The sequence below is a fragment of the Hyphomicrobium sulfonivorans genome (assembly GCF_013306565.1).
Taxonomy (GTDB): domain Bacteria; phylum Pseudomonadota; class Alphaproteobacteria; order Rhizobiales; family Hyphomicrobiaceae; genus Hyphomicrobium_A; species Hyphomicrobium_A sulfonivorans.
Map to the genome: position 1 here is coordinate 211,598 of NZ_PZPO01000005.1, position 23,892 is coordinate 235,489.

24 protein-coding genes are annotated in these 23,892 nt (G+C 61.3%); 10 read left to right on the forward strand and 14 right to left on the reverse strand.

Going from position 1 to position 23,892, the window contains the following annotated elements:
* Positions 1 to 89 precede the first annotated feature (89 nt).
* From C6Y62_RS12440 to parC, 4 genes are all read left to right on the forward strand, one after another.
* Positions 90 to 929 carry an enoyl-CoA hydratase gene (locus C6Y62_RS12440; RefSeq protein ID WP_173954172.1) on the forward strand — a complete coding sequence of 280 codons (840 nt, stop codon included), beginning with the start codon at positions 90 to 92 and terminating at the stop codon, positions 927 to 929.
* Positions 930 to 969: 40 nt separating this feature from the next.
* Positions 970 to 1,419: a CoA-binding protein gene (locus tag C6Y62_RS12445; RefSeq protein WP_173954173.1), complete on the forward strand. Its 450-nt coding sequence runs from the start codon at positions 970 to 972 to the stop codon at positions 1,417 to 1,419.
* 181 nt (positions 1,420 to 1,600) lie between these two features.
* Positions 1,601 to 2,407 carry a tellurite resistance TerB family protein gene (locus C6Y62_RS12450; RefSeq protein ID WP_173954174.1) on the forward strand — a complete coding sequence of 269 codons (807 nt, stop codon included), beginning with the start codon at positions 1,601 to 1,603 and terminating at the stop codon, positions 2,405 to 2,407.
* Positions 2,408 to 2,584: 177 nt separating this feature from the next.
* The gene (gene parC, locus C6Y62_RS12455) at positions 2,585 to 4,840 is read left to right on the forward strand and encodes a DNA topoisomerase IV subunit A (protein ID WP_173954175.1); all 2,256 of its coding nucleotides are present in this window, start codon (positions 2,585 to 2,587) and stop codon (positions 4,838 to 4,840) included.
* Between the two features lie 498 nt (positions 4,841 to 5,338).
* On the opposite strand, the gene C6Y62_RS12460 is transcribed toward parC, so the two are convergent.
* Positions 5,339 to 5,626, reverse strand: a complete 288-nt coding sequence (locus C6Y62_RS12460) for a DNA methyltransferase (protein ID WP_068461352.1) — start codon at positions 5,624 to 5,626, stop codon at positions 5,339 to 5,341.
* A 432-nt stretch (positions 5,627 to 6,058) separates the two neighbouring features.
* On the opposite strand from C6Y62_RS12460, the gene C6Y62_RS12465 reads away from it, so the two are divergent.
* Entirely contained in the window at positions 6,059 to 6,766 is a 708-nt protein-coding gene (locus C6Y62_RS12465) for a hypothetical protein (protein ID WP_173954176.1), read from the forward strand.
* Between the two features lie 100 nt (positions 6,767 to 6,866).
* Here C6Y62_RS12465 and C6Y62_RS12470 read toward each other — a convergent pair whose 3' ends face one another.
* Entirely contained in the window at positions 6,867 to 7,610 is a 744-nt protein-coding gene (locus C6Y62_RS12470) for an arginyltransferase (protein WP_173954177.1), read from the reverse strand.
* A gap of 160 nt (positions 7,611 to 7,770) precedes the next feature.
* Here C6Y62_RS12470 and C6Y62_RS16840 point away from each other — a divergent pair, with 160 nt between their 5' ends.
* A complete protein-coding gene (locus tag C6Y62_RS16840; RefSeq protein ID WP_420844162.1) occupies positions 7,771 to 8,010 on the forward strand; it encodes a helix-turn-helix domain-containing protein in 240 nt (79 codons plus the stop codon).
* Here the strand turns inward: C6Y62_RS16840 and C6Y62_RS12480 are convergent.
* The 5 genes from C6Y62_RS12480 to C6Y62_RS12495 form a co-directional block, all read right to left on the reverse strand.
* The gene (locus tag C6Y62_RS12480) at positions 7,990 to 8,310 is read right to left on the reverse strand and encodes a DUF1801 domain-containing protein (protein WP_173954179.1); all 321 of its coding nucleotides are present in this window, start codon (positions 8,308 to 8,310) and stop codon (positions 7,990 to 7,992) included. The genes C6Y62_RS16840 and C6Y62_RS12480 overlap by 21 nt on opposite strands.
* Before the next feature lie 7 nt (positions 8,311 to 8,317).
* Positions 8,318 to 8,707, reverse strand: a complete 390-nt coding sequence (locus tag C6Y62_RS12485; protein WP_173954180.1) for a VOC family protein — start codon at positions 8,705 to 8,707, stop codon at positions 8,318 to 8,320.
* Positions 8,708 to 8,975: 268 nt separating this feature from the next.
* Positions 8,976 to 9,104, reverse strand: a complete 129-nt coding sequence (locus tag C6Y62_RS16655) for a hypothetical protein (RefSeq protein ID WP_276510022.1) — start codon at positions 9,102 to 9,104, stop codon at positions 8,976 to 8,978.
* Between the two features lie 184 nt (positions 9,105 to 9,288).
* Entirely contained in the window at positions 9,289 to 9,489 is a 201-nt protein-coding gene (locus C6Y62_RS12490; RefSeq protein WP_068461208.1) for a hypothetical protein, read from the reverse strand.
* A 350-nt stretch (positions 9,490 to 9,839) separates the two neighbouring features.
* Positions 9,840 to 11,423, reverse strand: a complete 1,584-nt coding sequence (locus C6Y62_RS12495; protein ID WP_173954181.1) for an AMP-binding protein — start codon at positions 11,421 to 11,423, stop codon at positions 9,840 to 9,842.
* A gap of 474 nt (positions 11,424 to 11,897) precedes the next feature.
* Here C6Y62_RS12495 and C6Y62_RS12500 point away from each other — a divergent pair, with 474 nt between their 5' ends.
* Entirely contained in the window at positions 11,898 to 12,104 is a 207-nt protein-coding gene (locus C6Y62_RS12500) for a hypothetical protein (RefSeq protein ID WP_173954182.1), read from the forward strand.
* Between the two features lie 11 nt (positions 12,105 to 12,115).
* On the forward strand, positions 12,116 to 13,462 hold the full coding sequence (locus C6Y62_RS12505) for a PQQ-dependent sugar dehydrogenase (RefSeq protein ID WP_173954183.1): 1,347 nt from the start codon (positions 12,116 to 12,118) through the stop codon (positions 13,460 to 13,462).
* Between the two features lie 40 nt (positions 13,463 to 13,502).
* Here C6Y62_RS12505 and C6Y62_RS12510 read toward each other — a convergent pair whose 3' ends face one another.
* Together C6Y62_RS12510 and C6Y62_RS12515 are read right to left on the reverse strand one after the other, a co-directional pair.
* Positions 13,503 to 14,297 (reverse strand): hypothetical protein, encoded by a 795-nt coding sequence (locus tag C6Y62_RS12510; RefSeq protein ID WP_173954184.1) that lies wholly within the window; start codon positions 14,295 to 14,297, stop codon positions 13,503 to 13,505.
* Positions 14,298 to 14,523: 226 nt separating this feature from the next.
* Positions 14,524 to 15,045: a hypothetical protein gene (locus tag C6Y62_RS12515; RefSeq protein WP_173954185.1), complete on the reverse strand. Its 522-nt coding sequence runs from the start codon at positions 15,043 to 15,045 to the stop codon at positions 14,524 to 14,526.
* Positions 15,046 to 15,392: 347 nt separating this feature from the next.
* On the opposite strand from C6Y62_RS12515, the gene C6Y62_RS12520 reads away from it, so the two are divergent.
* Both C6Y62_RS12520 and C6Y62_RS12525 read left to right on the forward strand, forming a co-directional pair.
* Entirely contained in the window at positions 15,393 to 15,872 is a 480-nt protein-coding gene (locus C6Y62_RS12520) for a hypothetical protein (protein WP_173954186.1), read from the forward strand.
* Positions 15,873 to 16,089: 217 nt separating this feature from the next.
* Positions 16,090 to 17,709 (forward strand): sugar transferase, encoded by a 1,620-nt coding sequence (locus C6Y62_RS12525; RefSeq protein ID WP_173954187.1) that lies wholly within the window; start codon positions 16,090 to 16,092, stop codon positions 17,707 to 17,709.
* Positions 17,710 to 18,141: 432 nt separating this feature from the next.
* Here the strand turns inward: C6Y62_RS12525 and C6Y62_RS12530 are convergent, their stop codons facing one another.
* The 5 genes from C6Y62_RS12530 to C6Y62_RS12550 form a co-directional block, all read right to left on the reverse strand.
* Entirely contained in the window at positions 18,142 to 18,579 is a 438-nt protein-coding gene (locus tag C6Y62_RS12530) for a universal stress protein (protein WP_173954188.1), read from the reverse strand.
* A 310-nt stretch (positions 18,580 to 18,889) separates the two neighbouring features.
* A complete protein-coding gene (locus tag C6Y62_RS12535; protein ID WP_173954189.1) occupies positions 18,890 to 19,699 on the reverse strand; it encodes a formylmethanofuran dehydrogenase subunit C in 810 nt (269 codons plus the stop codon).
* Positions 19,696 to 20,595, reverse strand: a complete 900-nt coding sequence (fhcD, locus tag C6Y62_RS12540) for a formylmethanofuran--tetrahydromethanopterin N-formyltransferase (RefSeq protein WP_173954190.1) — start codon at positions 20,593 to 20,595, stop codon at positions 19,696 to 19,698. Before fhcD ends, C6Y62_RS12535 begins: the two co-directional genes overlap by 4 nt.
* Entirely contained in the window at positions 20,592 to 22,259 is a 1,668-nt protein-coding gene (locus C6Y62_RS12545; RefSeq protein WP_173954191.1) for a formylmethanofuran dehydrogenase subunit A, read from the reverse strand. Before C6Y62_RS12545 ends, fhcD begins: the two co-directional genes overlap by 4 nt.
* Before the next feature lie 18 nt (positions 22,260 to 22,277).
* On the reverse strand, positions 22,278 to 23,639 hold the full coding sequence (locus C6Y62_RS12550; RefSeq protein ID WP_173954192.1) for a formylmethanofuran dehydrogenase: 1,362 nt from the start codon (positions 23,637 to 23,639) through the stop codon (positions 22,278 to 22,280).
* Positions 23,640 to 23,892: the final 253 nt, after the last annotated feature.

Genomic DNA, 23,892 nt, shown 5'->3' on the forward strand with positions numbered 1-23,892 from the left:
AACCCGATCCCACGCAACGCATCGTCGCCCACCGGGACGCGACAGACGCAAATGTGAATGTGCAGCGGCGCGCCGCAGGACCAAGAGCAATGCAACACCAGCCCGAAGAAGCTTCAACCGACAGCGCCGCGCACAGCGAGGTTTTGCTGCTGCTGGAGCGCCCGGTGCCGCGGGTTGCGCTGCTCACGCTCAACCGTCCGGCGGCGCGCAATGCGCTGTCGCTCGCGTTGCTTGAGGCATTGCAGTCGGCAGTCGAAGCGCTGGGCCGCGACGACGATATCAGCGTGATCGTGATTGCGGCGGCCGGGCCGGTGTTTTCATCGGGTCACGATCTGAAGGAACTCACCGCCCATCGCGCCGACACCGATGCGGGCCTCGCGTTCTTCACCGAGACGATGACGCGTTGTGCTTCCGTCATGCAGGCTATCATTGCGTGTCCGAAGCCGGTCATAGCGGCAGTGCAGGGCACTGCGACTGCGGCCGGTTGCCAGCTCGTGGCAACGTGCGATCTGGCCGTCGCGGCTGAAAATGCGCACTTCGCAACGCCGGGCGTCAACATCGGGCTGTTCTGTTCAACGCCAATGGTGGCGCTGTCGCGCAACGTATCGCGCAAGATCGCGATGGAAATGCTGCTGCTAGGCGAGATGATAACCGCTGAGCAGGCGGCAGCGCACGGGCTCGTCAATCGCGTCGTGCCGCAAGGGCAGGCGCTGGAGCACGCGCTGGCGATGGCGGAGAAAATCGCGGTCAAATCGCCGCTCACCGTATCCATCGGCAAGCGCGCGTTTTACGAGCAGGCGCAGATGCCGCTGGCCGAAGCCTATGCCTACACCGCTGACGTGATGGTGCGGAACATGCTGGCGCGTGACGCCGAAGAGGGCATCGGCGCGTTCCTGGGCAAGCGCAAGCCGGAATGGAAAGGCTGCTGAGTTACGCGGTGCGCTCGCGTGCGCTTCACACAGGCTACACATGTACCACGACCATTACAGCGACGATTACGTCGCCGACATCTTGCGCGCCGCGCGCGTGATTGCGGTGCTCGGCGCTTCGCCCAATCCCGCGCGGCCAAGTTATGGCGTGATGCAGTTTCTCATCGGCAAGGGATACACCGTGCATCCCGTCAATCCCGGCCACGCCGGCGGCACCATCCTGGGTCGCACCGTTTATGCACGTCTTGCCGATGTTCCAGCGCCGGTTGATCTCGTCGACATTTTCCGCAATCAAAACGCGTTGCTCGATGCCACGCGGCAGGCCATTGCCGACAAGGATCGGCTCGGTATCGGCGCAGTCTGGATGCAACTCGGTTTGAGCGATGCCGACGCCGCGCGAGAGGCGGAAGCCGCCGGTTTGCAGGTGGTGATGAACCGCTGTCCAAAGATTGAATACGGCAGGCTGGAGCAGGCCATCTCGCGCGACTAACACTGACAATACTGATGCGAGTGCCTTAGTCGCCGACATTCCCAAGCGGACATTTTCACCCGCCGTTACGTGATCGCCTGCGACTGCTCTCCTATTGCTCCCGGAAAGTTCCGTTCCCGTTCCCTCTTGTCGCGCGCGGGCCACTCCCTACCTAGGGAGGCGGCTTGAGCGAGGAAACAGGATGATCGACGCAACGCGCATTTTAGACCTTCTGGTCGGCGGACAGCAGGGCGGTGTTGTCCCGCAGCAGCCGGGTGGCCAACCCGCTGCACAGCCGCAGGGCGGGGCCGGTGCCAACGATCTGGTGGAGCGTGCGCGCGGCATACTCGGCAACGTCACGGGCGCCATTCCGGGCGGTTTCGGCGGCGGCGTTGCGGGTGGTGTCGCGGCTGGCGCGATCACGTCGCTGCTGCTTGGCTCCAAGGCCGGTCGCGAATTGGCCGGCGATGCGCTGAAGCTCGGCGCGGCCGCTGCGCTCGGTGGATTGGCCTATCGCGCTTACAACAATTATCGCGCCGGCCAGACCGTTGGCGGGACCGCTGGTGGTGTGCCTGCGGGTGCATCGGTGCCGCCTGTTGCTGCGCCGCCTGCCGTTCCCAGGGCCGCCATCAACGAGCACGCATTGGTGCTGGTGCGGGCGATGATCGCCGCGGCCATGTCCGATGGCGTCGTGGACGCGACGGAGCGGGAGGCCATCGTCGGCCGTCTGGCGGCGCTTGGCATCACCTCCGAGGAGCAGAGTTTTCTGGAGGCCGAAATCGCCCGCCCGTGGTCGCCGGCGCAATTTGCAGCTTCAACCCCGGTGCCGGAGCAGCGGGCCGAGATCTATCTCGCGTCGTCGCTGGCCATCGACGCCGACACTGACGCTGAACGCGCGTACCTGAATTATCTGGCGGCCACGCTCGGCCTCGATGCGCAGCTTGTGGCGCATCTTGAGGATGCTGTGCGGCAGGCAAAGTCCGGCGCGGTGCCCACTCTCACGGTCTGAGCACCGGTTTCACATCGGGGCGATCAAACCCTCTCTATACAACGCCGCCATGGTCTCAGGACGTGGCGGCGTTTTCGTCGTTTTAGGCCGCGCGCATCCGCGGCTGAATGTGCGGCAAGGTCGTGCATAGCCAACCTTGCCCTTGCCGCCGGGCGCGCCGCGCGCTAGCCCATCGGCATGAGCGAAAAACCGATTCTTCCCGGCCCCGATGGCATCGAGCCAGTGAACCTTAAGGAAGCGCTAGAGGAGCGCTACCTCAAGTATGCGCTGTCGACCATCATGCATCGCGCACTGCCCGACGTGCGCGATGGCCTGAAGCCTGTGCACCGTCGCATTCTCTATGCGATGCACCAGTTGCGGCTGTCGCCCGATGGCGGCTTCCTGAAGTGCGCCAAGATCGTCGGCGACGCGATGGGCGATTATCACCCGCACGGCAATCAGGCGATCTACGATGCGCTGGCGCGTCTGGCGCAGGATTTTGCCGTCCGCTATCCGCTGATCGACGGGCAGGGCAACTTCGGCAACATCGACGGCGATAACCCGGCCGCCGAGCGTTATACTGAAGCGCGCATCACCCGTACTGCTGCCGACCTGATGGAAGGTCTGGAAGAAGACACGGTCGACTTCCGTCCCAACTACGACGAACGCAAGCAGGAGCCGGTGGTGCTGCCGGCCGCGTTCCCGAACCTGCTGGCCAATGGTGCGTCCGGCATCGCTGTCGGCATGGCGACAAACATTCCGCCGCACAACGTCGATGAGCTTTGCGCTGGCCTGCTGCATCTCATCAAGCATCCGAACGCGTCCATCGAGAAGCTCGTCGAGATGATCCCCGGTCCGGATTTTCCGACCGGTGGTGTCATTGTCGAAACGCGCGAGTCCATCCTTGAATCCTACAAGACCGGTCGCGGCAGTTTCCGCATTCGCGCCAAGTGGGAAAAGGAAGAGGCTGGCCGCGGCGGCTATCAGATCGTCGTCACCGAAATTCCCTACCAGGTGCAGAAGGCCAAGCTGGTCGAGCGCATCGCCGAACTGCTGACCGAGAAGAAGCTGCCACTGCTGGGCGACATCCGCGACGAAAGCGCGGAGGAAATCCGCCTCGTGCTGGAGCCGAAGACGCGCGCGGTCGATCCGCTGCTGCTGATGGAAAGCCTGTTCCGCTATTCGGAGCTGGAGGTCCGCTTCGGCCTCAACATGAACGTGCTGTCGGCCGGGCAGATTCCGGGCGTACTCAGCCTGCGCGATGTGCTGTGGCAGTGGCTGGAACACCGCGTCGAAGTGCTGGTGCGACGCTCGCAGTATCGCCTGAAAAAGATCGAGCATCGGCTTGAGGTGCTGGATGGTTACCTCGTCGCCTACCTGAACATCGACGAGGTGATCCGGATCGTCCGCCATGAGGACAATCCAAAAGCCAAGCTGATGTCGCGCTTCAAGCTCAGCGAAGTGCAGGCCGACGCGATCCTCAATCTGCGTTTGAAGTCGCTGTCGAAGCTTGAAGAGATCGAGATCCGCGCCGAGCACGACAAGCTGTCGGAAGAAAAGCGCAACCTTGAAGAATTGCTCGCGTCGGAATCCCTCCAGTGGGAGCGCATCTCCAGCGAAGTGAAGGACGTGCGCGAGCGCTACTCCAAGGCCACGGCTCTGGGACGCCGCCGCACATCGTTTGCCGATGCACCGGAGATTGACGTCGATCTCGACGCCGCGCTGATCGAAAAGGAGCCGATCACCCTAATCCTGTCCGACAAGGGTTGGGTGCGCGCACTGAAGGGCCACGTCGACGATCTGTCGAAGCTCGACTTCAAGCAGGGCGATAAACTCAAGACGGCGGTGAAGGCGCACACGACCGACAAGCTGCTGCTGCTGGCCACCAACGGCAAGGTGTTCACGCTGGAGGCGTCGCAGCTTCCCGGAGGCCGTGGTCACGGCGAGCCGGTGCGGTTGATGATCGACCTGGAAGAAAACCACGACATCGCCGCCGCGTTTGTCTACCAAACGGGCCGCAAGCTGCTGATCGCGTCAACCGGCGGCTATGGCTTTGTCGTGCCCGAGGACGACATCGTCGCCTCCACGCGCAAGGGCAAGCAGGTTCTAAATGTATCGGAACCCGATGAAGCTCGCATCATCGTGCCGGTGCCACATGGTGCCGACCGCGTTGCCGTCATCAGCGACAACCGCAAGATGCTCGTCTTCAAGCTTGAGGAAGTGAACGAGATGACACGCGGCAAGGGTGTCATCCTGCAGCGCTCCAAGGGCGCGAGCGTGCTTGATGCGCGCGTGTTCAAGCGCAGCGAAGGTTTGACTTGGACGGATGCTGCCGGCCGCACGTTCACGCTGCAATGGGCGGACCTGAAGGAGTGGGTGGGGCAGCGCGCGCAGTCGGGCGCCACGGTGCCGAAGGGCTTCCCGCGCTCGAACTCGTTCGGCCCATCGTTCTGATTAGCGCATTCCGCAATCACCGGCGCTCGGCTCCGTTACGCGCTCGGCGGCCGGCTGTGCGGAGCGCAGTCGCCGAGCGCCACAAAAGCGGTGTCGCCGAGCGCCATTTAAGAATATTCCCACGCTCGGCGGCCGGCGCCCCGGAGGGGTGTCGCCGAGCGCATCAAAGCTGGCGTGGATCGCGACCTGCGTCGGGAGTACGTAGAGAGTAGAGAGGAGACGCGGGGCAGCGTGCACCAATCAGCGCTCGCGGCCGGCTCTCCCAAGGAGAGTCTCTAGCGCGAAATCACGCGCTCGGCGGCCGGCTGCGCGGAGCGCAGTCGCCGAGCGCCACAAAAGCGCAGTCGCCGAGCGCCATTAAAAAGCGTTGCGGGCGCCTACTGTCAAAACAGCCGTGCGGTGGCGCCCGCTTGCATCCAAATGCTCAGATTAGCCCGCCAATGGGTACTGTGGTTGGCCCGATGCCAATCTCAATCGGTTGGATCGAGCTCTGGCAGATCAGGCGACGCGCGACTTCAGATAACCGAGCACCAGCGCCGTCAGGCCGCCGGAGACGCCACCGGTCGCAAACGCGGAAATGATGGAGCCGATATCCATGCCCGAAGCGGCCGCCGTGCCGCCAAGTCCGAGCACGGAGTTGAGGATCTGACCGCCCACGCCGCCGCCCAATGCACCGGCGATCGTGTTGCCGAGCGTGCCCAGTCCGGTGTCCTTGGAAACGGCGCCGGCGGCATTGCCACCAACCGCGCCGCTGATGGCCTGAATCAGAAGCTGCGAGATATCCATGCAGTTGCCCTCGGCGCCTCGCTGATGGAAAGCCGTGAACCCGGAGCCGCGGCGCCCGACAACACCGGATTGCTTGAGTTTAGCATATCTCGATCCCGCTTTGCTTAAACAGCGAGCACTAATCCGATCCTGTTGGATTTGGCCGAATTGCACAGCTTTCTGCCGGCAACCGACGCGCATTCCACACTGGCAGCGAATTGATGCATCGCAGCGCCAATGATTCGTGACACCGGACAGATCGTCGAATGAGAGATTCGTGGCGGACTCAGTGGGTGCCGCCATCGTCTGCGCTGGGGCGTCCAGGCCACGGCCGCACAATCATTGCGCATCGGCGGATGCAAACTGTTGCAGCGGCGCCGGTCTGCTCCGATCCTTCCTGGAATGGTTCGCCTGCATCTTGCTGCGAAACCAGCGGCCCGCTAGGAGTGTCCCATGCACGGCACGGGGACTATTCGCATTTTTGCAGCTCTGCTCGTTGCGCTGGTCGCAGTTGCCGGCGGCGCATCGGTGCGCGCGCAGTCGGCTGCGTCCGATTGGGGCACCGCGGATGTGCAGGCCGAGGCCGACTTGCCTCTCCCTTCTGCGCCGGCCACCAAGACGCCTGCATCGTCGTCGTCAAAAGCCCAGTCCTCACCGTCTCCGGCACCGGCACCTAAAGGTTGGGCGCCGCTGGATCTGGGCAAATCATCTGCCTCGCCGGATGCGGGCAGCAACAACGGTGCGCAGCCACCGGCACCCAAGGACAGCGCGCCCGCGCCTGTTGCGGGTGCTTGCCAGAAAACGGATTTCGAAGCCGTTGTTGACGACGCGGCCGGTGCGCTGCGCGATCTCAACATGCAGAACAAGCCGCTGTTTCAGGAGCGTCTGCGTCAGCTGAAAGACAAGCGCGGCTGGAGCCACGACGAGTTTCTGGCCGCCGCCGCGCCGTTCGTTCGCGATGAAAAAATCGCCGTCTATGACCGGGATTCGGAACGGCTGCTGACCGATATTTCAACAATGGGTCAGGAAGGGGCTGAGGCCGCGACGCCCGATTGCGCCCTGCTGGCGGATCTCAAGTCACGGATGCAGCAACTCGTCGACACGCAGAGTGCGAAGTGGGGCTACATGTTCCAGAAGCTGGATGCCGCGCTCAAGCAATAGCACTGCGATGTAACGCTGGGGCCATCCAAGGCCCTAGCTAGGCGACGAGATTCCAAACGCGTCTCTGCACGCCCGGCTGTCGCGCGCAAACGTACGTTATTTAAACGCGGACCCAGCCGTTGGGGCCCAGTCGCTCCTGCGGCTGGAAGCGCATCTTGTAGTTCATCTTCGGCGAGCCATCGATCCAGTAGCCGAGATAGAGATATGGCAGCCCGAGCGAGCGCGTGTATTCCGCGTGCTCAAGGATCATGTAGGTGCCGAGGCTGGAATGCGCGATGTCGGGATCGTAGAAGCTGTAGACCATCGATATGCCGTCCGACAGCAGATCGCACAGCGCAACAGCCACCAGTGGCCAGCTCTCGACATCGGTGTCGAGCGGATCTTCCGGCTTGCGTCGATACTCAGTGACGAACGTGTTGATCACGCTGTCCTCGACCATCATCGCATAGTCCAGCACCGTCATGTCGGCCATGCCGCCGTCGGAGTGGCGCGTGTCGATGTAGTGGCGGAACAACGCGAACTGCTCCGAAGTTGGCTCGGGCGGCACGCGTTTGGCGCCCAGGCAGCGGCCCTTGTCCAGCGTGCGCCGCATTGAGCGGCCGATGTGCAACTCATCAATAACGAGCCGGATCGACACGCACGCCTGGCAGCCTTCGCAGTACGGCATGTAGGCAATGTTCTGGCTGCGACGGAAGCCGCCGCGCAGCAGATTATCGATCACGCTGGCAGGCTTCTCGTGCGTCAGATGCGTGAAGAGCTTTCGTTCCTGGCGTCCGGCGAGATAGGGGCACGGTTGTGGGGCGGTGACGTAGAACTCAGGAAAGTGCTTTTGCTGTTCCGACATTCGCGGGCTGTCCTCGCCAGAAAAGTTCGGGTCGGGGATGCGCCGGCCTCTGAAGGAGCAGGATAGTTGAGGCCTTGGGGGGCAATCAAGGTGGGCTTGGGGTTCTGCCGGCGCGGCACTGGCAGGAAAAGCCCCGAAAGCTCGCGTCCTGCGGGCAGTTGTGCCATTCGCACAACCCTATCCGTTACCTTTGGTCGCAGTTTTTCCATGGCAGGCGTTCTGCTCAGTTCCACTCTCGGAAATCGCGATGGAATATGGCTATAGCGATCAGGCCCATATGACACGGGAGTTCGTGCGGTGGTTCGGACGGTCGCCGGAAAAGCTACGCCAGAACCCAAGCGCTATGAGCGATCTTCTGCAGCCTGGTCTGGGCAACTGGTCAGAGGAAATTGCCCTGTAGCCGGCGGGCCTGACGGAGAAAGCCGTCGCATCGCTTCTCGGTGATGTCAGACAGGCGGGCAAATTTGATGTGACGGCGATGTTGGCCACTGCCTTCCAGAATTCGGTCCGGGTCATCCAGATGCGAACCATGGGTGAACTCCAGGGACACGTGGCGTGTGTAGGCAAAGATACCGCAGAACTGCGATTTGGGTTGTCCGGGGATGCTCTCGACAACGAGGCCGCCATACTTTTTGACGAAGGCCGCATCCGGATCAACCATCAGGATCACGGCCTTCAACCGCTCGATAATCGCTTCCATCTTGGCGTTACCCGGGCAGCCGTACGGCAGAGCAAATCTCGATCAGATAGCCATTCGGATCGGCCACGTATGAGGTTGTCTGCCCCCATGGCTCATCCCGCACGTCCTGAATCAGCGTCGCACCGGCATTGACGGCCCTTTCCAAAGCACCCGCGACGTCATCAGTTTCGAAAGCGATCTCGAATGTAGGGGCGTCCGGTCTGGGTGCAGCCGGATTCTTGTCCAGCTGGCGCATCAGCTCTTTTGAGGAAAAGGCCAGCTTGGTCGCCCCGGTCACGAGTTCACCGTAGTCGCCGCTTTCGTGAACGAACGCTCGTTCAAATCCGAATGCCTTTTCGAAGAAGTTCACCGACGCCGGGACGTCATCCACGTATAATATTGTATAGCGAAAGATCATTTCTAAGAGCCTCAGACAGGTTGGCGCAAATTGGCATTACAGCCGATCGACATGACATGTCTTGAAGAAAGCCGACATTCGTCGGCAGTGCCCCGATCGTCTTTTTGGGCTCGAAGCAGTCGTTGCGAGGATGATCGTGGATGCCTGCAATGGATTGGAAATTGCCGTTTGGCGGCCATGCTATGAGCGCAAGCTGCCGGCACTGAAAACGTTGAGACCCAGGGCGGCGGCGGCCTGAGTCGCGATGGCGCGCTCGTCCGCAGTCAGCTCAATCGGCTCTGTGTCCGCCACGGTGCAGGTTGCCGCGGATGTTGTACCCCGCAGCCTGGCGGATAAATTCCTGCACCATGATGTTCACGTTGGCGGTGATGCCCGTGTGAACGTGAAGTGTGTTCACGACATCGATCGAATGGCCGCCCGAAAATGTCGAGACTTTCCTCTCAACATTAGATGTTTCAGATAATTCAATCCGGTCGCTGAATACGTCGCCATTGCTGGAATAATGGCCGACGTAATCTGATCCAGCGCTGCGTGGCTGGCTTTTAACAGCCCACGTTAGCCCGCTGCGCTGGGTATCCCAATTACAGGGACGTCAGCTCCGCCTGCGATGCGGCCTCGTCATCTGGGTCGATGGAGGCGTGCAGCAGCGTAGCCGCCGCCGCTACGGTTACGAACAGGATCACGAAACCAAGAATTGCGCGCTTCAGCGCCCACTGCAGCGTCGGACGCCGCAGAACAACATCCGTGCCCTCAACGCGCGCAGGCGCCGTGGTCGTCGACATGGCTGTTCGTACTCTCGTTGTGTGTGGAAATTTCTTGGTGTTTCCCCAAGGCGAAACGCTTGAGCGCTGCACCTGTTATCAACATCCATGAAGAACGGCGGGGCCGGGGTCAAGAATTCTTAACGAGGCTGGCGCGATCTCCCGTTGGCCCGTGGTGGCGCAGCAACGCTTGCGCACTGCACGATATATCAATGCCCCTCCGACAGGCGTTGAGTTCGTGCCCAAGTGCGGCTTTGGCGTTGCCGTAAATACGCGTAATATCATTGACTTGGGTACGTGCAGACCCATCGGCTGCCGGAGCATAGCCGATCTCAATTCGCCCGTGCCGATGCGCGATTCTCGGGCTTCGTCTACAGCGCCGGTTGCGCGGGGCGGGCCATTTCAACCGTTGCCTGCAGGTCGACCTTGCCGGTCGCCAGCAAAGGTACGGCATCGACGATCAGGATGGATTTCGGCACCCACAACTCCGAGAAGCCTTCGCCTCGGGCGTGGGCCAGCAGGGCGTCCTTGCTCGCGTTTGGCTGGTCGGTGACAAGCAGCAGCTGCTCGCCCTTGCGCGGATCGGGGAAGCTCAGCACCACATGCTGCGCATCCGGCCACAGCGCGCAGGCGAGGCTTTCCACCGCCGCCAGCGACACCATCTCGCCGCCCAGCTTGGCGAAGCGCTTGGCGCGGCCGCGAATGCTCACGAAGCCGTCGTCGATGGAAACGATATCGCCGGTGTCATGCCAGCCATCGCGCGGGCGCACGAGAACGCCGGGCTGATCCGGCAGCAGGTATCCGGCCATCACGTTCGGCCCGCGAATATAAAGCCGCTTGCCGTCGCTGAGGCCCGGCACATCCTCCAGCCGCACCTCCATGCCCGGCAGCAGACGGCCAACGGTGCCGTAGCGGTTCGTCTCCGGCAGATTGCAGGCCAGCACCGGCGACGTCTCCGTGACGCCATAACCTTCCAGAATTTCAACGCCGGTCGGCGCCACAAGCTGGCGTGTCGGCTCCTTCACCTTCTCGGCGCCGCACACGGCATATTTCACGCCGGGCTCCGCCGCGCGCGCATAGGCCGACACAAACGTGTCCGTCGCCACCATCAGCGTCGCCTGCGTCTTCCGGATGGATTTGGGGATCTGCTTGTAATGCAGCGGGCTGGGATATAGCGCACACTTCACCCCGGCGAAGATCGGCACAAACGTTCCAGCGGTCAGTCCAAAGGAATGGAAGATCGGCAGTGGATTGAGCAGCGCCTCGCCCGGCGACAGTACCTTGCCCAGATGCGCGCGCGATTGATTGACGTTGGCAACGATATTGCCGTTGGTCAGCACCACGCCCTTGGGCGCGCCCTCGGTGCCGGAGGTGAACAGCACCACGGCGGGGCGGTCCGCATCGGCCGGATTGGCGCGATAGATGCTTTTCGCCCGCAATGCGCGCAGGGCGCCCGCGATCTTGTCGACGATGCCGATGCTGGCCCGCACATCCTCCAGATAGACGATGCGCGTCTTTTGTCCGGGCGCATATTCCGCCGCTGAAAGGGCTGCGATCAGATCCTCGAAGCCGCCTGCTTCAATGAACCGTCGCGACGTCAAAACCGTACGCAGTTGTGCGGTGGCGATGGCGGAGGTCAGCGCGCGCCGCCCGGCCGAAAAGTTTAAGATCGCAGCAACGCGGCCATAGGCGTTGAGGCCCAGTATCGTCACCGGCAACCCGGCAGCGTTGGGCAGCAGCACGCCGACGTTCTCACCCTCGCGCGCAAGCTTCGCCAGCCTTCGCCCCAGCACCAGGCTGGACAGGATCAGCCGCTTGTAGGTCAGCGTATTGCCGTCGGCATCCTCAAGAATGACACGCTCACCCTTGCCATCGCGGCCATAGGCAGTGGCGGCGGCTACAAGGCCGGAGAACAGGCTGCGGCGCGCATCGGCGGCATTGAACGGTGCGGTCATTATCGGATCGATCTGGCACTCTGCGTTGACATCGTCCTCCGTTGTAACGGCTGGACGGCGCAGCGCAATCACCGATCGTCATACCGGGACCAAGACAACCTCGCTAGGCATCGCACACCCTGGTAATTCCGCAGAAAATCAACGCGCCGCGCCATCAGCGCAAACCTGCCTCGACCTGTGCCATGCGCCAGCGCGCTTACAGCTGAATGTTCCGCCGACATAAGCGCCGCTCCAGTTGTAAGGCTCTGAGGCGCTGGAGCAAACGGTACCGTCAGCGCGCGCTGGCCGACATCGACATCAATGAAAGAACTGTAAGCGCGGTGGTCGTCCGGATGGGCATTGCGCTCCTTGTCGATCCAAGGGCCAGCGCGCATCGGCAACACGCAACGCTGCCGAAGACGATATCTGGCAGGCATTGCGGGATTGAAGTGAAGCGCAGGACGCTGCGCTGCGCGTCCCCTCATGCATAACCTGATGCGTCATCTATATGAATATTTTCAACAATTTGTCCGCAGCGAAGGCCGTTCTTCCCCTGCCAATTACATCCGGGCAAATTTCACAGGGTTTTGCGTGATCGATGCCATTGTGCGAGTAACGACCACGCCCGATCTCATTATGTATCGCGCGCCATCTGATCCGGTTGATGATGCAGTGACCGCCGGCGCGCAGCATCAATGTTAGCGGGATGTGCCATGCGCTGGTTTTTCGTTGTCGTCTGCGCTGTCGTCTTTCAAGCTCACGTGGCGATGGGCGCGGGCGTGCAGCTTGAGCCGGTCGCCTCCGGTTTGACAGCACCCATCCAGCTTGAAGAACCCGACGATGGCAGCGGCCGCCGATTGATCGCGCAGCAGGATGGCGTTGTCCGCGTGCTCGACCGGGATGGCAAATTGCAGCCCGAACCGTTTCTTGACCTGCGCGATCGCCTGTTGCCGTTGCAGCAGGACTTTGAAGAGCGCGGGCTGTTGGGCTTTGCGCTGCATCCCGATTTCGCGCGCAACGGACGCGTGTTCGCATCCTATTCAGCGCCGTTGCGGGCCGGTGCGCCGCAAGGCTGGAACCACACCCGCCGCGTGTCGGAATTCACCGCGAGGCCCGGCGATCTGTCCCGAATAGATCCGGCGTCTGAGCGCGTGCTGCTGGAGGTTGACTGGCCCAGCCGCAAACACAACGGCGGCGGTCTGGCGTTTGGGCCGGACGGCAATCTTTACATCGGCCTTGGCGATGGCGGCGCCTCGCATGGCATCGGCAAAGATGTGACGTGGGATGCCTTCAACGTGCCCGCCGAAGCGTTGACGTGGGATCGCGTTGCGCAGGATATGCATTCGCCGTTTGGCAAGATCCTGCGCATTGATGTCGATCACGGCTTTCCCGGCTATGCAATTCCGCCCGACAACCCGTTTGCATCAGGCGCATCGGCTGCGGGACGCGGTATGCCGGAGGTATGGGCGTCAGGGTTTCGCAACCCCTATCGGCTGGCGTTCGACAAGGCTGGCGGGCTCTATGCCACCGCGACGGCTGAAACACTTTGGGAGGCCGCCTATCAGGTCAGCGCGCCCGGCAACTATGGTTGGCCGCTGCTCGAAGGCACCCATTGCATCGACCGCCTTAAGCCGCGCCAGCCGCCAGCGGACTGCGCCCGCAAAGATGCAGCAGGCGATCCGCTCCAGCTGCCGGTTGTTGAATATCCCAACATGCAGGCATCGCATCCCGATACAAATGTCGGGCGTAAGGGGTTGGGAACCGCGATCACCGGTGCACGCAAGTATGACGGCGAGAAGACAACTGCCTTGCGCGGCAAGTTGCTGGTTTCAGACTGGAGTGCCGATTTCAAGCAGCCGTCTGGTCAACTTTTCGTCGCCGATCCGGCAGCAGCCAGCGAAGACGGGTTGTGGCCGCTGGAGCAATTGCTGCAATCTGATTCACGCATCATCGGGCTGAGCGCAGATCGCGATGGCGAGATCTATGTGCTGACCAACGAGACCATGGGGCCTTACGGTTCGACCGGCAAAGTTTGGCGGCTAGTGCCATCATCGGAATGACCGCTGTGCAACATCCGACGTTGCGGCTCGTCCCGCGGGGCTACTTGGTTGCGACGTTGAACGTCGTGCGGTCCAATCCGGTGTTTCCGTTTGCCGGATCGTGAGCGTAAACGACAACTTCGTACATGCCCGGCTCGGTGACCTCCACATCGCCTGCAAACTGGCTTGGTTCGCCGGCGTATTTCATCGGCATCCGACCGATCTGTTTGCCGTTGCGGAGCACGATGGCTTCAACCTCATAACCATTCGCGTCCCACAGCCCGCCGGGTGTGATGGGGCAGCCGCACATCATGACCACGTTGGCACGCACGTTCACCGTTGTCGGGCCTGTGATGCTCTGATGCGCGGGCGGAGCAAGAACGTCCACGGCGAATCCCGGCAACTCCAGCGTCCAGCCGTCACCGCCGCTGACATGCTTGCCGGGAATGACCCACTGCGTCGAGCTGGCGCGCTGGGCGGACTGAGCCTGGGCAAGCGGTCCATAGGCTTCCACTTCAATGCGGCGCGGGGCGTCGAGGTCAATGGTCGCGCTGAATTTTGCGGCGCTGTCATCTGCAAGGGGCGAGCGTCTGCCAGCATCGGTATGCATAAGCCGCTTAGTGTCGCCCGTTCCGCCCTGCGTCAGACCGGAAGCAAGCAGCTCGCCTGTGTCAGCATCCCGTATGGTGACGCGGACGCTGCCCATGCTGGTGCCGATGAACTTGGCATCCTTGCTCAGCACGCGCACGGTGATGTCTGTTGGCTCCGCGCTTGCGGAAAGTGCGCTTGCTGAAAGAACCAGCGCCGCCGTCAGCGTTATCGCGGTGGCTGTGCGGAATATGAAGTTGCCAGACATTGTGCGCATCCTTGCTACCCGGCGGTGGCGCCCCGCTAATGTTCAGCGGGTGCGATGCACGCGATGCATGCGCCGTCGCTGATCTGTTCCGCACGACACTAGCAGGCGGAAACAGTCGGGCAAGTTGATGCGTATCAATCGACACATCGGCTGACACAACAGCGCTGTCTGGAAAGACGCAGGGCGCGCTTGCCAGCTTTTGAGCACGTTGCCGACAACGGCTCAGCTAAGGGCTGATAGGGAGGTCGCGGGGTGTTGGGGTTACATCCGGCGTCGGTGGTGCCGGATCATCCTTATCGTTGCCACTGTTGCTCACGGCAATCGCGATGCCGACGCCACCTGCCACAGCCAAGCCACCAATGATCCACGGTGTCATGTCGGCGGCGGGAGCTGACGCGGTGTCCTCAATCGGCAGGTCTCCGCCTTCCGGCGGCCCAGCCTGGTTCATTCTGGATGTAAAATCGATGTTAGCCGCGCTGTCATTGCAGGGCGCTGCGGCTTTGATGGTCCAGATACCTGCGGGCAGACGCACCGTGCAGGCGTTGCCGTAGTCGACGACAGCGACCCCGCCGGAGCGAATAACGATTTTGTCGCCCGGATTGACAGAGGTTGTTCCAAAAACAACGGATTTAAAATTGCCATGCCCATCCTGGAGTAAAACGGTTCCTTCCGCAACTTTTACGGTCGCAGCGTACGAGGTCGAAATCATCAGGAACGATGCGCCAGCAGCCAGATAAAAGGCCTTCATTGCCCTAGCACTCCATAGAATCAAAAAAACAATGTTTCTCTGAATGGAGCAGATGAAACATGCGAGCAATGGGCCTTTTAAAATAAATACTGAAAAACATAAACACAGCAATTGAGTTGCCCAATAAACAACAACCGATATAGCTTTAGGAGTTTAATGCAAAAAAGATTATGCAACCTTAGGGGGGTACCAGCATTCGGGCGAGCGGATCTCCAGCCCCCATCGGCGTAGCACGCGGATGGGTTGTTAACGTGCTCTTGATGCACGTTGACATTGTGTTGTGAGTCAACCATAGGCTGTATGTGTTAACGTGCAACATTGGCATGATGGGGTGTGAGATGCGCAGGTTGGGGACGGTCATCCTGGCCGTTTTGAGTGCTGGTGTAACGGCAGCTTCGGCCGCCAGCCTGTACCCGGAGGCGGGTGCGGTTCATGTCAACTTCGGCAATGGATATCGTCCCGTTGGTGCGCCTACGGTGCTGCTGCCCGGTTCAAAAATTCTCGTCGCTTCCGAAGCAAAGGCGCTGCTCGTCTATTCGACAACCTGCCGGGTGCGGCTCGGATCGGGGGTTTGGGATGTGCTGGCCAAGCAGCCGTGTGGGGCCGAGAGCGAAACGCTAGATTTCGCCGTCCGCATGAATCAGGGCGCGCCGGACGTTGGAAACGCTGAGGATTTTCCGGGTGTTGGTACCGATGGCGCTCCGGCGGCAGAGGGCGGCATCGGCACCACTACGCTCGTTGTGGGCGGGTTGATCGCAGGCGGCGCCGTAGCCGCAGCCATTGCCCTCAGTCAGGGTGGCGGTTCAGACAAGCCCGCCAGCCCATAACGGAGCAGCTCAAGGCTAGATGCTTCGGCCGGGGCGAGCGGTGGCTGGCTCGCCCGTCCTATGCACGCTCCGGCTTGCCAACGACCGCGCGTCGCGCCCTGTGCCTGGCACGACCCTCAGGAGCATAGCGTCTCGGTGCGGGCTGGTCGCGTCGGTCCGGAGCAACAGCGGCGTTCAACCCATAGGTGTGATGGAGCGGCCGCCTGCTGCGTACCGCATGTCGTTTGTTGTTGATAGTTGCTGCGGCGCGTCTCGAACGCATTCGCTACTCGATGTATATCAGTGGTTGCATCCTGTAAAAAACGCCGCTTTTGGCTATACGGGGGTATTTGTTGTGTCGAGATTGATCTCGCGAGGGCTTATTTATCGCCCGCTTGTTTTACTTATTGACCTTGCTGCAGTGGTAATTGCCACAATCCTTGCCTTCATAGTTTGCAGCAATATGGATTTCGCTATTTACGCAACCAGCGCAGTCGCAAGCTATCTGACGGTTACGCTGGCTGTGTCACTTCCAGTCTTCGTGTGGATCGGCAGCTATCGGTATATCTGGCGATTCAGTGGTTTGGGTGACTATCTACGCATTGTCGGTATGGCCTTTATAGTCGTCATTCTGGCGACGGGGATAACGTTCTGGATGCAGCTCTGGGACGCGGTGCCGCAATCGCTTCCTATCGTCCAATTCCTCTTGATGGCCGCTGTGCTTGTCAGCTTGCGCGTGATGCGTCGCTTGCACCATGTGCGTCGTAGGTCTGCGCTTCAGGCCTCATCCGTTCCGCGTTTTGATCATGCGTCGGATCTTCTTGTTGGCACGGGGCCGCTGACAGACCTGTATCTGCGCGCGCTGGTCCAGATGGGTGGTGGCCGCGATGATGTCGTGGGCATTCTTGGATACGGCGCACGACAAGAGAGACGCCAAATCCATTCGCTGCCGGTTCTGGGCCGTCCTGAAGACGTCAATGAAGTTATGAAATCGCTTGCGGTTCAAGGCATTGCCGTCAAGCGCATCATCGTACTGATGAAGCTTGAGGAGTTGTCCGAGCTGGCGCGCAACGCACTTTGCACCGTCACAGAGCAAGGCAATGTCAAGGTTGAGTTTATTGCCGAGAAACTGGGGTTTACGGCGTTGGAAGCGCCATGGCTCGAGAAGCCGAGCGAAACGTCAATGTCGGCAGCAACCAATGACAGTATTCGTGCCGTCGACGGCTTGAGCCGACGCCCATACTTCGCGGTCAAGCGCCTGTTTGACGTACTGGGCGCTCTTGCACTTTCTGTCGTCACGCTGCCGTTGGCGCTGACTGTTGCTCTGATAGCCGCGGTGGATGTGGGAATGCCGGTTTTGTTCTGGCAGCGACGTCCGGGGAAGAACGGGCGCCCGTTCTGGCTGTGCAAGTTCCGCACCATGGGGCGCGCTTATGATCCATCGGGGCGCAAGCTCAGCGACGAAGAGCGGGTGTCTGCCGTCGGGCATTTCCTTCGCCGCACGCGACTGGACGAGATCCCGCAGCTCTACAACATTCTGATCGGGGACATGTCTTTCGTCGGTCCGAGGCCCTTACTCCCGATTGATCAAAGTCCAGGCTACGAGGCCAGATTACTGGTGCGACCGGGCCTGACAGGCTTGGCCCAGGTGGCCGGCGGACGCGAGATATCCCCGTTGGATAAAGCCGCTCTCGACATCAGTTATATTCGGAACGCGTCTTTTAAGACGGATCTGAAGGTCGTCACGCGGACTGTGCCGCTCGTCCTGTTTGGCGATCGGACCAATCAGAAGGCGATCAGTGACGCGTGGCAAGATATTGGACCGCTGAAGGATTTAGGATCGCAAGCGAAGCCTTAAGTTCGTTGCACCGCTGCCGTTGATCGCCGACCGCCGCTTAGTATTTAGGCGCACGCGCTGGTTTGTGCAGATGGATTGAGAGGAGCCGTGTCGCCGGTGCTTCACGTTGTCGAACACCTTGTTCGATGGCATTGAAGTCGTGCTAGCGAGGCGACGACGCCCAAGTGCGTATGGCGCGCAACAAGCATGCTCATCCGACTGCTGCGGTTTCGGACAGAATGTGCAATCGAATTTGGTTCGGCGTGAGTTCGGTGAGCGTCGTTGCGGCCTCGCTGTGTATTAGCCCGGCCGCCATTTGCGCACCGGCAGACGCGCAGTGGCTTGTATGACGCTGCGTTGAGGATGGTGCGAAGGTCATCGTCCTCCGCACCATGAAGAACTGTAACAGCCCAATCGCGTGCAATACACGCGCGGCGCTGTTGTCTGATCGCCTTAACGGACGATCAGCAGCGGCACGGCTGTTTGTGCCAGCACGCGCGATGCCTGGCTGCCAAGCATGAACTTGGCGATGCCGCGCCGGCCGTGCGATGACATGACGATCAGATCGCAGCCGAGGGCCTTGGCTTCCTCGACGATGCCTTCGGCGGGATATTGATCCTTGATGTGAACGCCATTGCATTGAACGCCCATGCGCTCAGCGGTTTCCTGCACGGCGACAAGAATTTTCTCCGCGCCTGCGGCGGCACCCTTTTCGTATTCCTCGATCGGGAATGAAACGGCCCATTCGCCGGAGACAGCGGCCGTCCATGGCTCCGTAACGGTAATCGCGGTCACCTTGGCGTTCAGCGCCTTGGCCAGCGCCAGACCCTGTTCGACGGCACGCTGCGCCAGTTCCGATCCGTCCGTGGCAATCAGAATGTGGGAATACATCGGGAGCTCCACTGATGAAGGCATTGCTGGGTGGTACTGCAACGCGAGCGCGGCTTAATGTGGCCGATGTCCATTCATAGTCAGTTCGGTGGCACCGCCATTGCGCTGCATCAACCGCCTGCACAATCATTCAATGCGTGGCATCGGCTCTCGCACCTAAGTTGCTAACCCGATCTTCCCTAACGGTTTGCAACTGGGGATCGTGCTGCGGGCTCACAACGCGAGGGATAGGCAGACGCCCAAAACAAAAACTCCGGTGCTGGAGATCCAGACACCGGAGTTTGCATTTTCTAAATTGTGTGACGGGGCGTTACGAGGTGATCAGCAACTCGCCCTTACCGATGGTCGCCAGATCGCCAGCGAACTTCCGCACTTTGCCGGGCAATGCCTTGGGCGCAGCCGAACCGAGCGCGGACGCCATGTAGCGCGAAAGAATGCGCAGGATGACGATGTCATGGTCGCCGGCATCGGCGAAGGTTGGCAGCATGCGCTCAACCGACGGTCCGATCAAAGTGCCACGGCGCAGTAGCATGCCCGGATCGGTGCCGAAGCCGAGCTCCGTCCAGATTGTGCCACCAACCATGCGCGATCCGGCGAAGCTGCCGCAGCGGCCGCGCACGTAGATGGTGCCGCGACGCATACGGTCGCCAGCACGATCACCAGCATCGCCGTCGATGGCGATGAGACCGCCGGTCATACCGAACTTGTCGCCGGGGCTGAGGCCACCGACGAGTGAACCGGCCGAGCCCTTCACCAGAATTTCGCCCCCGCTGATACCGGAGCCGAGCAGGGCACCTGCATCGCCGCGAATATCCAGACGGCCGCCACGCAGGTTGCGGCCTGCGGACAGACCGACATCGCCTTCAACGATGACGGTGCCTTCCTTGAGATCGCTGCCGACGAAATCCATGCGGTTCGTCGCGCCTTCAATGCGAACGCTGTCACCGGCCGAGCCGGAAACAGTGAACACATCGCCAAGCTTCAAGGTCTTGGTGGTGGTGCCAACGTTCAGCGCCATCAGCTCGGACTGCGATAATTCAGCGATCCGCTTCGGCGTCAGGTGCGAAAGGTTCAGCCGCTCGCTCGGGGCCGAATTGGCGCGGAAAGTAAGACCGCTCATGGCAACAGCTCCCGAAGCTTGTAGTGATATTGGCCCAGCTTGCCGCCGTAGTTGCCAGCGGTTATGCGCGTCACGCCTTTCGGTGCGCCCATGTCGAGCACGGTCTTCATGCCGACCTTCATGGCCTGCGCAACGGAGTCGGACGTGAGGCCGTCGATGACGATTTCCAGCACGGCAATCGTATCGGGGGCCAGCTCGCTCTTCACGCGGCCACGCAGGGTAGGGCAGAACGCATCGTTGGTGGATGCGATGGCGCCGGCATACTTGGAACCGACCTTCGAGCCCGAGCGCACGATGCCGCCGGGGAACGGTGTGATGACGTCGGCCACGCCGCCGATGGCTTCAACCGCAGCTTCAGCCGTTTCAAGCAGGCCGACGCGATCGTTGCCGAGGATCAGGATGTTGCCGCCGCCAACAGCGTCGGTGACGATGCCGGTGGTTTCCTCGATGACAAATTCACCGTCCATCACTGGCACGCGCCAGTAGCGGCTTTTGCCAAGGCGCTTGGAGGTCTGGAAGCCGTCGCCGAAGAAGCGCGGTCCCTGACCCAGGCCGATACGCTTCTTTGTATCGACGCCCGCGTAGCAGGCCGAACCGGGGCTGGTCAGCACGCACTGGCCAACGCGAGTCTTGAGCTGTGCGGCGGCCGATTCCGGCGAGAAGCCGAACAGAAGCACGCGCACGCCGGGACGTCCGTCCGGGGTTTCGTCCGGCGAAAGTTCGCGGTCGATGCCGACCTCAGCGCCTGCGCCGATGACTGATGTGCCGAACCCGCTCATGGTGACCGCAGCAATGCGGGCCCATTTCATCGTGTCGGCGGTGATGATGACACCCGTGCCGGCCATGCCGAAGGCCTCGGCAAAGGTATCGTCGATTTCTATGCCGTTGACCTTCATGACGACGTCCTGGCCCTCGTCGGCTGTACGATGATTTCACCACGACCGCCGTCGATGATCTCGTCATCGGACAGGCGGAAGTTCTCCATACGCACCGTATGATAGCGGTCGAAGTAGCTCTTGAGCGACTTCTCGATATCGCGGTTGTACTCGGGACGTGCAACGTGCGTAGCGCCGTTGACGACCTTGATGACCTTGCCGTCGCGGACGACGAGATCACCGTTCTTGAACACCATCGCGGGCTTCTCGAACATGCGCTCGCGGTTGGAGTCTTCGTTGTAGACGGTGATGTCCGCCCGGGCGCCCGGACCAACGTGACCCAGATCCTTCAGGCCGAGGCTGCGGGCAGGGCCGGCGCGCGTCATGATCGCAACTTCGTACATCGTATATTCGCGCTCCAGATGCGGCAGCGTCGAATACATCAGTGCGTCCGGATTGACGTGAAGCATCGTCTCACGACGGAAATCGCGATCCATCAGCAACCGGATGAGGTGCGGATAGGTGTAGAACGGTGCGCCGTTCGGATGGTCGGTGGTCAGGAAGATGCGCCACGGATCATCGCACAGCAGGAAGGTTTCGAGACCGATGGCCCACTGCAGGGCGTGCACGAAGCTCTTGTCGCGATAACGGAACGGGACAACACCGCAACCGGCGTCGCACTCGATGTCCATCACCACCCAACGCTTCGGGTCGGCATTCTTGGCGCCGTTATACTGGCGCATCGAGTCGCCCGAAGCCGTACAAGTGGCGCCGAACATGACCTGACCGACGTCGATCGAGATGTTGGGATACTTCTTCAGCAGTTCCGCGATCTGCACAGCACCCGACGAGAACTTGCGGTCGCCCTCGGTGGCATAGCTGTGGAACTGTATGTGCGTGAGGTGAAGCGGCAGGCCCTCGGTGGCCTTGATCGTGGCAAGCGTCGTCTCGACGTTGCCGGGAATGCCGAGGTTGCAGCCGTGCACGTGCAGCGGATGGGTGACGCCTAGTTCCAGCAGGCCGCGCGCCAGCGTGAGAATGATGTCACGCGGCGTGACGCCGTAGTGAACATGCTGCTCATCGAGGTCGAGCTTGCGCTGGTTGAACTTGAACGCGCTGATGCCGCCCGGGTTCACCACCTTCATGGCGATGGCCTGCGAGGCGTGCATCGTCCAGGCGATATAGTCCTTGATGAACTCGAAGTCCTGCTTCTCGGCCATTGAGCGCAGCAGGAAGTCGTCGCTGCCGAGCATCACGAACGCGCCCTTGTCGAGCAGCGGCGTGTCGCCCATTTCCATGTGGGCCTGGCGGGCGTTGGCCGGCAACATGGCCGGTTCAAACGCTGCCGTATAACCCATCTCGGCGTAACGGTAACCGGTGATCATCGTCGAAGGCGTGGCGTAGCCGGTGCCAGCACGGGTGATTTCCGTGTGGGCGACTTCGTCCTTGAAGTGATCTTCGGGCAGCAGCGTGCGGGCGATCGTTACTTTGCCGCCGCCGATGTGCGTGTGCGGATCGATGGCACCAGCCATCACCACCTTGCCACGGACATCGTATTCCTGGTCGACACGGGCGTCGGGATCGGCGGCAACGATACGCCCATCACGGACGTAGATGTCGCGCACCTCACCGTTTACGTTGTTTGCGGGGTCGTAGACCTTGCCGCCGGTCAGCTTGATCATCATAGCGCGGGGCTCACGTCTTTAAAGGGCGGCTTCAATGGCGGCCAACACATCGGCGGAACTCGGCAACTGCGAGCGCCCAAGGTTTTGCATTGGCAACGAGACGACGTTGTCGCAACGGACCATCTGGCCGGAGTGATCGATACCCGGCGTGCCGACGGGGATGTAAACCGTCGGCGGCTGGGCGAGGCGAAGACCGGGGGTTCCAAGCACAACGGTCGGCACTGCAGTCTGCGGCAGGCCAATGTCGGTGCCGATAGAAGCAACCCACATCAGCATGTCGCCTTCACCGTCGGTGAGCATGCGCGCGATGTTGTAACGGTTGGCGTCATACTCCGGCGCGCCGCTGGCAAAGCTGACGCGCAGCGGATAGCCGGTCTGCCATGTGCAGGTCGAAGCTGCGCTCGGCGCACCTTCGTTGCCGCCAAGCGACAGACCCGCGAAGCGCGTGGTGAGGTTCAGCTCACGCACGATCTCCGTCATCATGTGCACGGTGAGATCGGCTTCCGGCATGTTGAGTGCAGGCGGCGACCAGACAAGCACGCCGTAGTTGGCGGCCTTGAACTTTTCAGCCACCTTTTCGATGTCGGCGCGCTTGATGCCAGCGATTTCATCCGCATTTCCGGACGAGCCGAGGAACGACGCCAGCAGGCTATTGCGCTTGACCTCTTCACCGCCGGACGAGATCGGATGTCCACGCACGATGGCGGAGATTGCAGCCAGCACCTCTGGGATACGATCCTTGGCGGCCGGAAGCGTGATGACTTCCTTGACGCGCGGGCCGGTAGCGGCGGAGGTGTCGAGACCTTCGCCGATGAAGATCACCGTGCGCTTGCCGCCGAGGCTTTCAAACATCGTTTCGTCGGGTGTGACGATGCGATCGAAGAAGCGACCGTGCAGCTTGTGGATGTCGCTGCCGACGATGACAAAGAGATCGGCGCGATTGCGCGCTTCAGTCAGCGTCGTCATGATCCAGCCGCTCGTCTGCACGACGCGGAAGTTGCGATACTGCCCTTCGCTGAGCACGTGATCGACAACGCCACCGGTGCGGTCGGCGATGGAGAGCATTGCGCGGGCGTTGCCAACGTCACCGGCCATGCCGCCGTACAGTGGCAGCTTGGCACCGCGTACGATTTCGGCTGCGGCCTTCACGGCCTCTTCCAGGCTCGCTTCCGAACCGCGGATGAGCGGCTTGGCTGCGGGAAGCGGACGCTGGAACCCGGCCGTTGCGCGCGGGCAGCCATTGTTGACCTTCAACGACGAACCGGTGCGCGTGATCTGCAGGTCATCACAAAGGAGGCCGCAGAAGGGACAGGTGACGTTGTTGTAGATGTGGGTACCTGTGGGTTCGCCTGAGCGGTCACCCTCAGCCTGTGCTGTCATTCGGTGCAGTCTCCTTCGGGGGCCGCAAATAAGCACGGACGTCCCGCCAAAACAACACTTGTACTAATGCGGCGGTTTGACGGATCGGCGACAATTGCGGGTAAATGCCAGCGCTTATGTTTTTTGATGCTACGACTGACTCATTACGTTCGCAGATACACGCTGAAATTCGCAACGCAAAGCCTTCTTTTCAGAACGGACCGGAACGCAAAAAATCTGACATAAGCCGTTCGCGATCGCACACGCTGTGCGG

Excerpts from the sequence above, each read along its gene's own strand:
- C6Y62_RS12550 (WP_173954192.1), bottom strand. The coding sequence starts at position 23,639 with ATGACAGCACAGGCTGAGGGTGACCGCTCAGGCGAACCCACAGGTACC.
- C6Y62_RS12535 (WP_173954189.1), bottom strand. The coding sequence starts at position 19,699 with ATGAGCGGTCTTACTTTCCGCGCCAATTCGGCCCCGAGCGAGCGGCTG.
- C6Y62_RS12505 (WP_173954183.1), top strand. The coding sequence starts at position 12,116 with ATGCGCTGGTTTTTCGTTGTCGTCTGCGCTGTCGTCTTTCAAGCTCAC.
- parC (WP_173954175.1), top strand. The coding sequence starts at position 2,585 with ATGAGCGAAAAACCGATTCTTCCCGGCCCCGATGGCATCGAGCCAGTG.
- C6Y62_RS12445 (WP_173954173.1), top strand. The coding sequence starts at position 970 with ATGTACCACGACCATTACAGCGACGATTACGTCGCCGACATCTTGCGC.
- C6Y62_RS12495 (WP_173954181.1), bottom strand. The coding sequence starts at position 11,423 with ATGACCGCACCGTTCAATGCCGCCGATGCGCGCCGCAGCCTGTTCTCC.
- C6Y62_RS12515 (WP_173954185.1), bottom strand. The coding sequence starts at position 15,045 with ATGAAGGCCTTTTATCTGGCTGCTGGCGCATCGTTCCTGATGATTTCG.
- C6Y62_RS12470 (WP_173954177.1), bottom strand. The coding sequence starts at position 7,610 with ATGTCGGAACAGCAAAAGCACTTTCCTGAGTTCTACGTCACCGCCCCA.
- C6Y62_RS12485 (WP_173954180.1), bottom strand. The coding sequence starts at position 8,707 with ATGATCTTTCGCTATACAATATTATACGTGGATGACGTCCCGGCGTCG.
- C6Y62_RS12530 (WP_173954188.1), bottom strand. The coding sequence starts at position 18,579 with ATGTATTCCCACATTCTGATTGCCACGGACGGATCGGAACTGGCGCAG.
- C6Y62_RS12525 (WP_173954187.1), top strand. The coding sequence starts at position 16,090 with ATGTCGTTTGTTGTTGATAGTTGCTGCGGCGCGTCTCGAACGCATTCG.
- fhcD (WP_173954190.1), bottom strand. The coding sequence starts at position 20,595 with ATGAAGGTCAACGGCATAGAAATCGACGATACCTTTGCCGAGGCCTTC.
- C6Y62_RS12510 (WP_173954184.1), bottom strand. The coding sequence starts at position 14,297 with ATGTCTGGCAACTTCATATTCCGCACAGCCACCGCGATAACGCTGACG.
- C6Y62_RS12500 (WP_173954182.1), top strand. The coding sequence starts at position 11,898 with ATGCGTCATCTATATGAATATTTTCAACAATTTGTCCGCAGCGAAGGC.
- C6Y62_RS12480 (WP_173954179.1), bottom strand. The coding sequence starts at position 8,310 with ATGGAAGCGATTATCGAGCGGTTGAAGGCCGTGATCCTGATGGTTGAT.
- C6Y62_RS12460 (WP_068461352.1), bottom strand. The coding sequence starts at position 5,626 with ATGGATATCTCGCAGCTTCTGATTCAGGCCATCAGCGGCGCGGTTGGT.
- C6Y62_RS12440 (WP_173954172.1), top strand. The coding sequence starts at position 90 with ATGCAACACCAGCCCGAAGAAGCTTCAACCGACAGCGCCGCGCACAGC.
- C6Y62_RS12545 (WP_173954191.1), bottom strand. The coding sequence starts at position 22,259 with ATGATGATCAAGCTGACCGGCGGCAAGGTCTACGACCCCGCAAACAAC.
- C6Y62_RS12490 (WP_068461208.1), bottom strand. The coding sequence starts at position 9,489 with ATGTCGACGACCACGGCGCCTGCGCGCGTTGAGGGCACGGATGTTGTT.
- C6Y62_RS12465 (WP_173954176.1), top strand. The coding sequence starts at position 6,059 with ATGCACGGCACGGGGACTATTCGCATTTTTGCAGCTCTGCTCGTTGCG.
- C6Y62_RS12450 (WP_173954174.1), top strand. The coding sequence starts at position 1,601 with ATGATCGACGCAACGCGCATTTTAGACCTTCTGGTCGGCGGACAGCAG.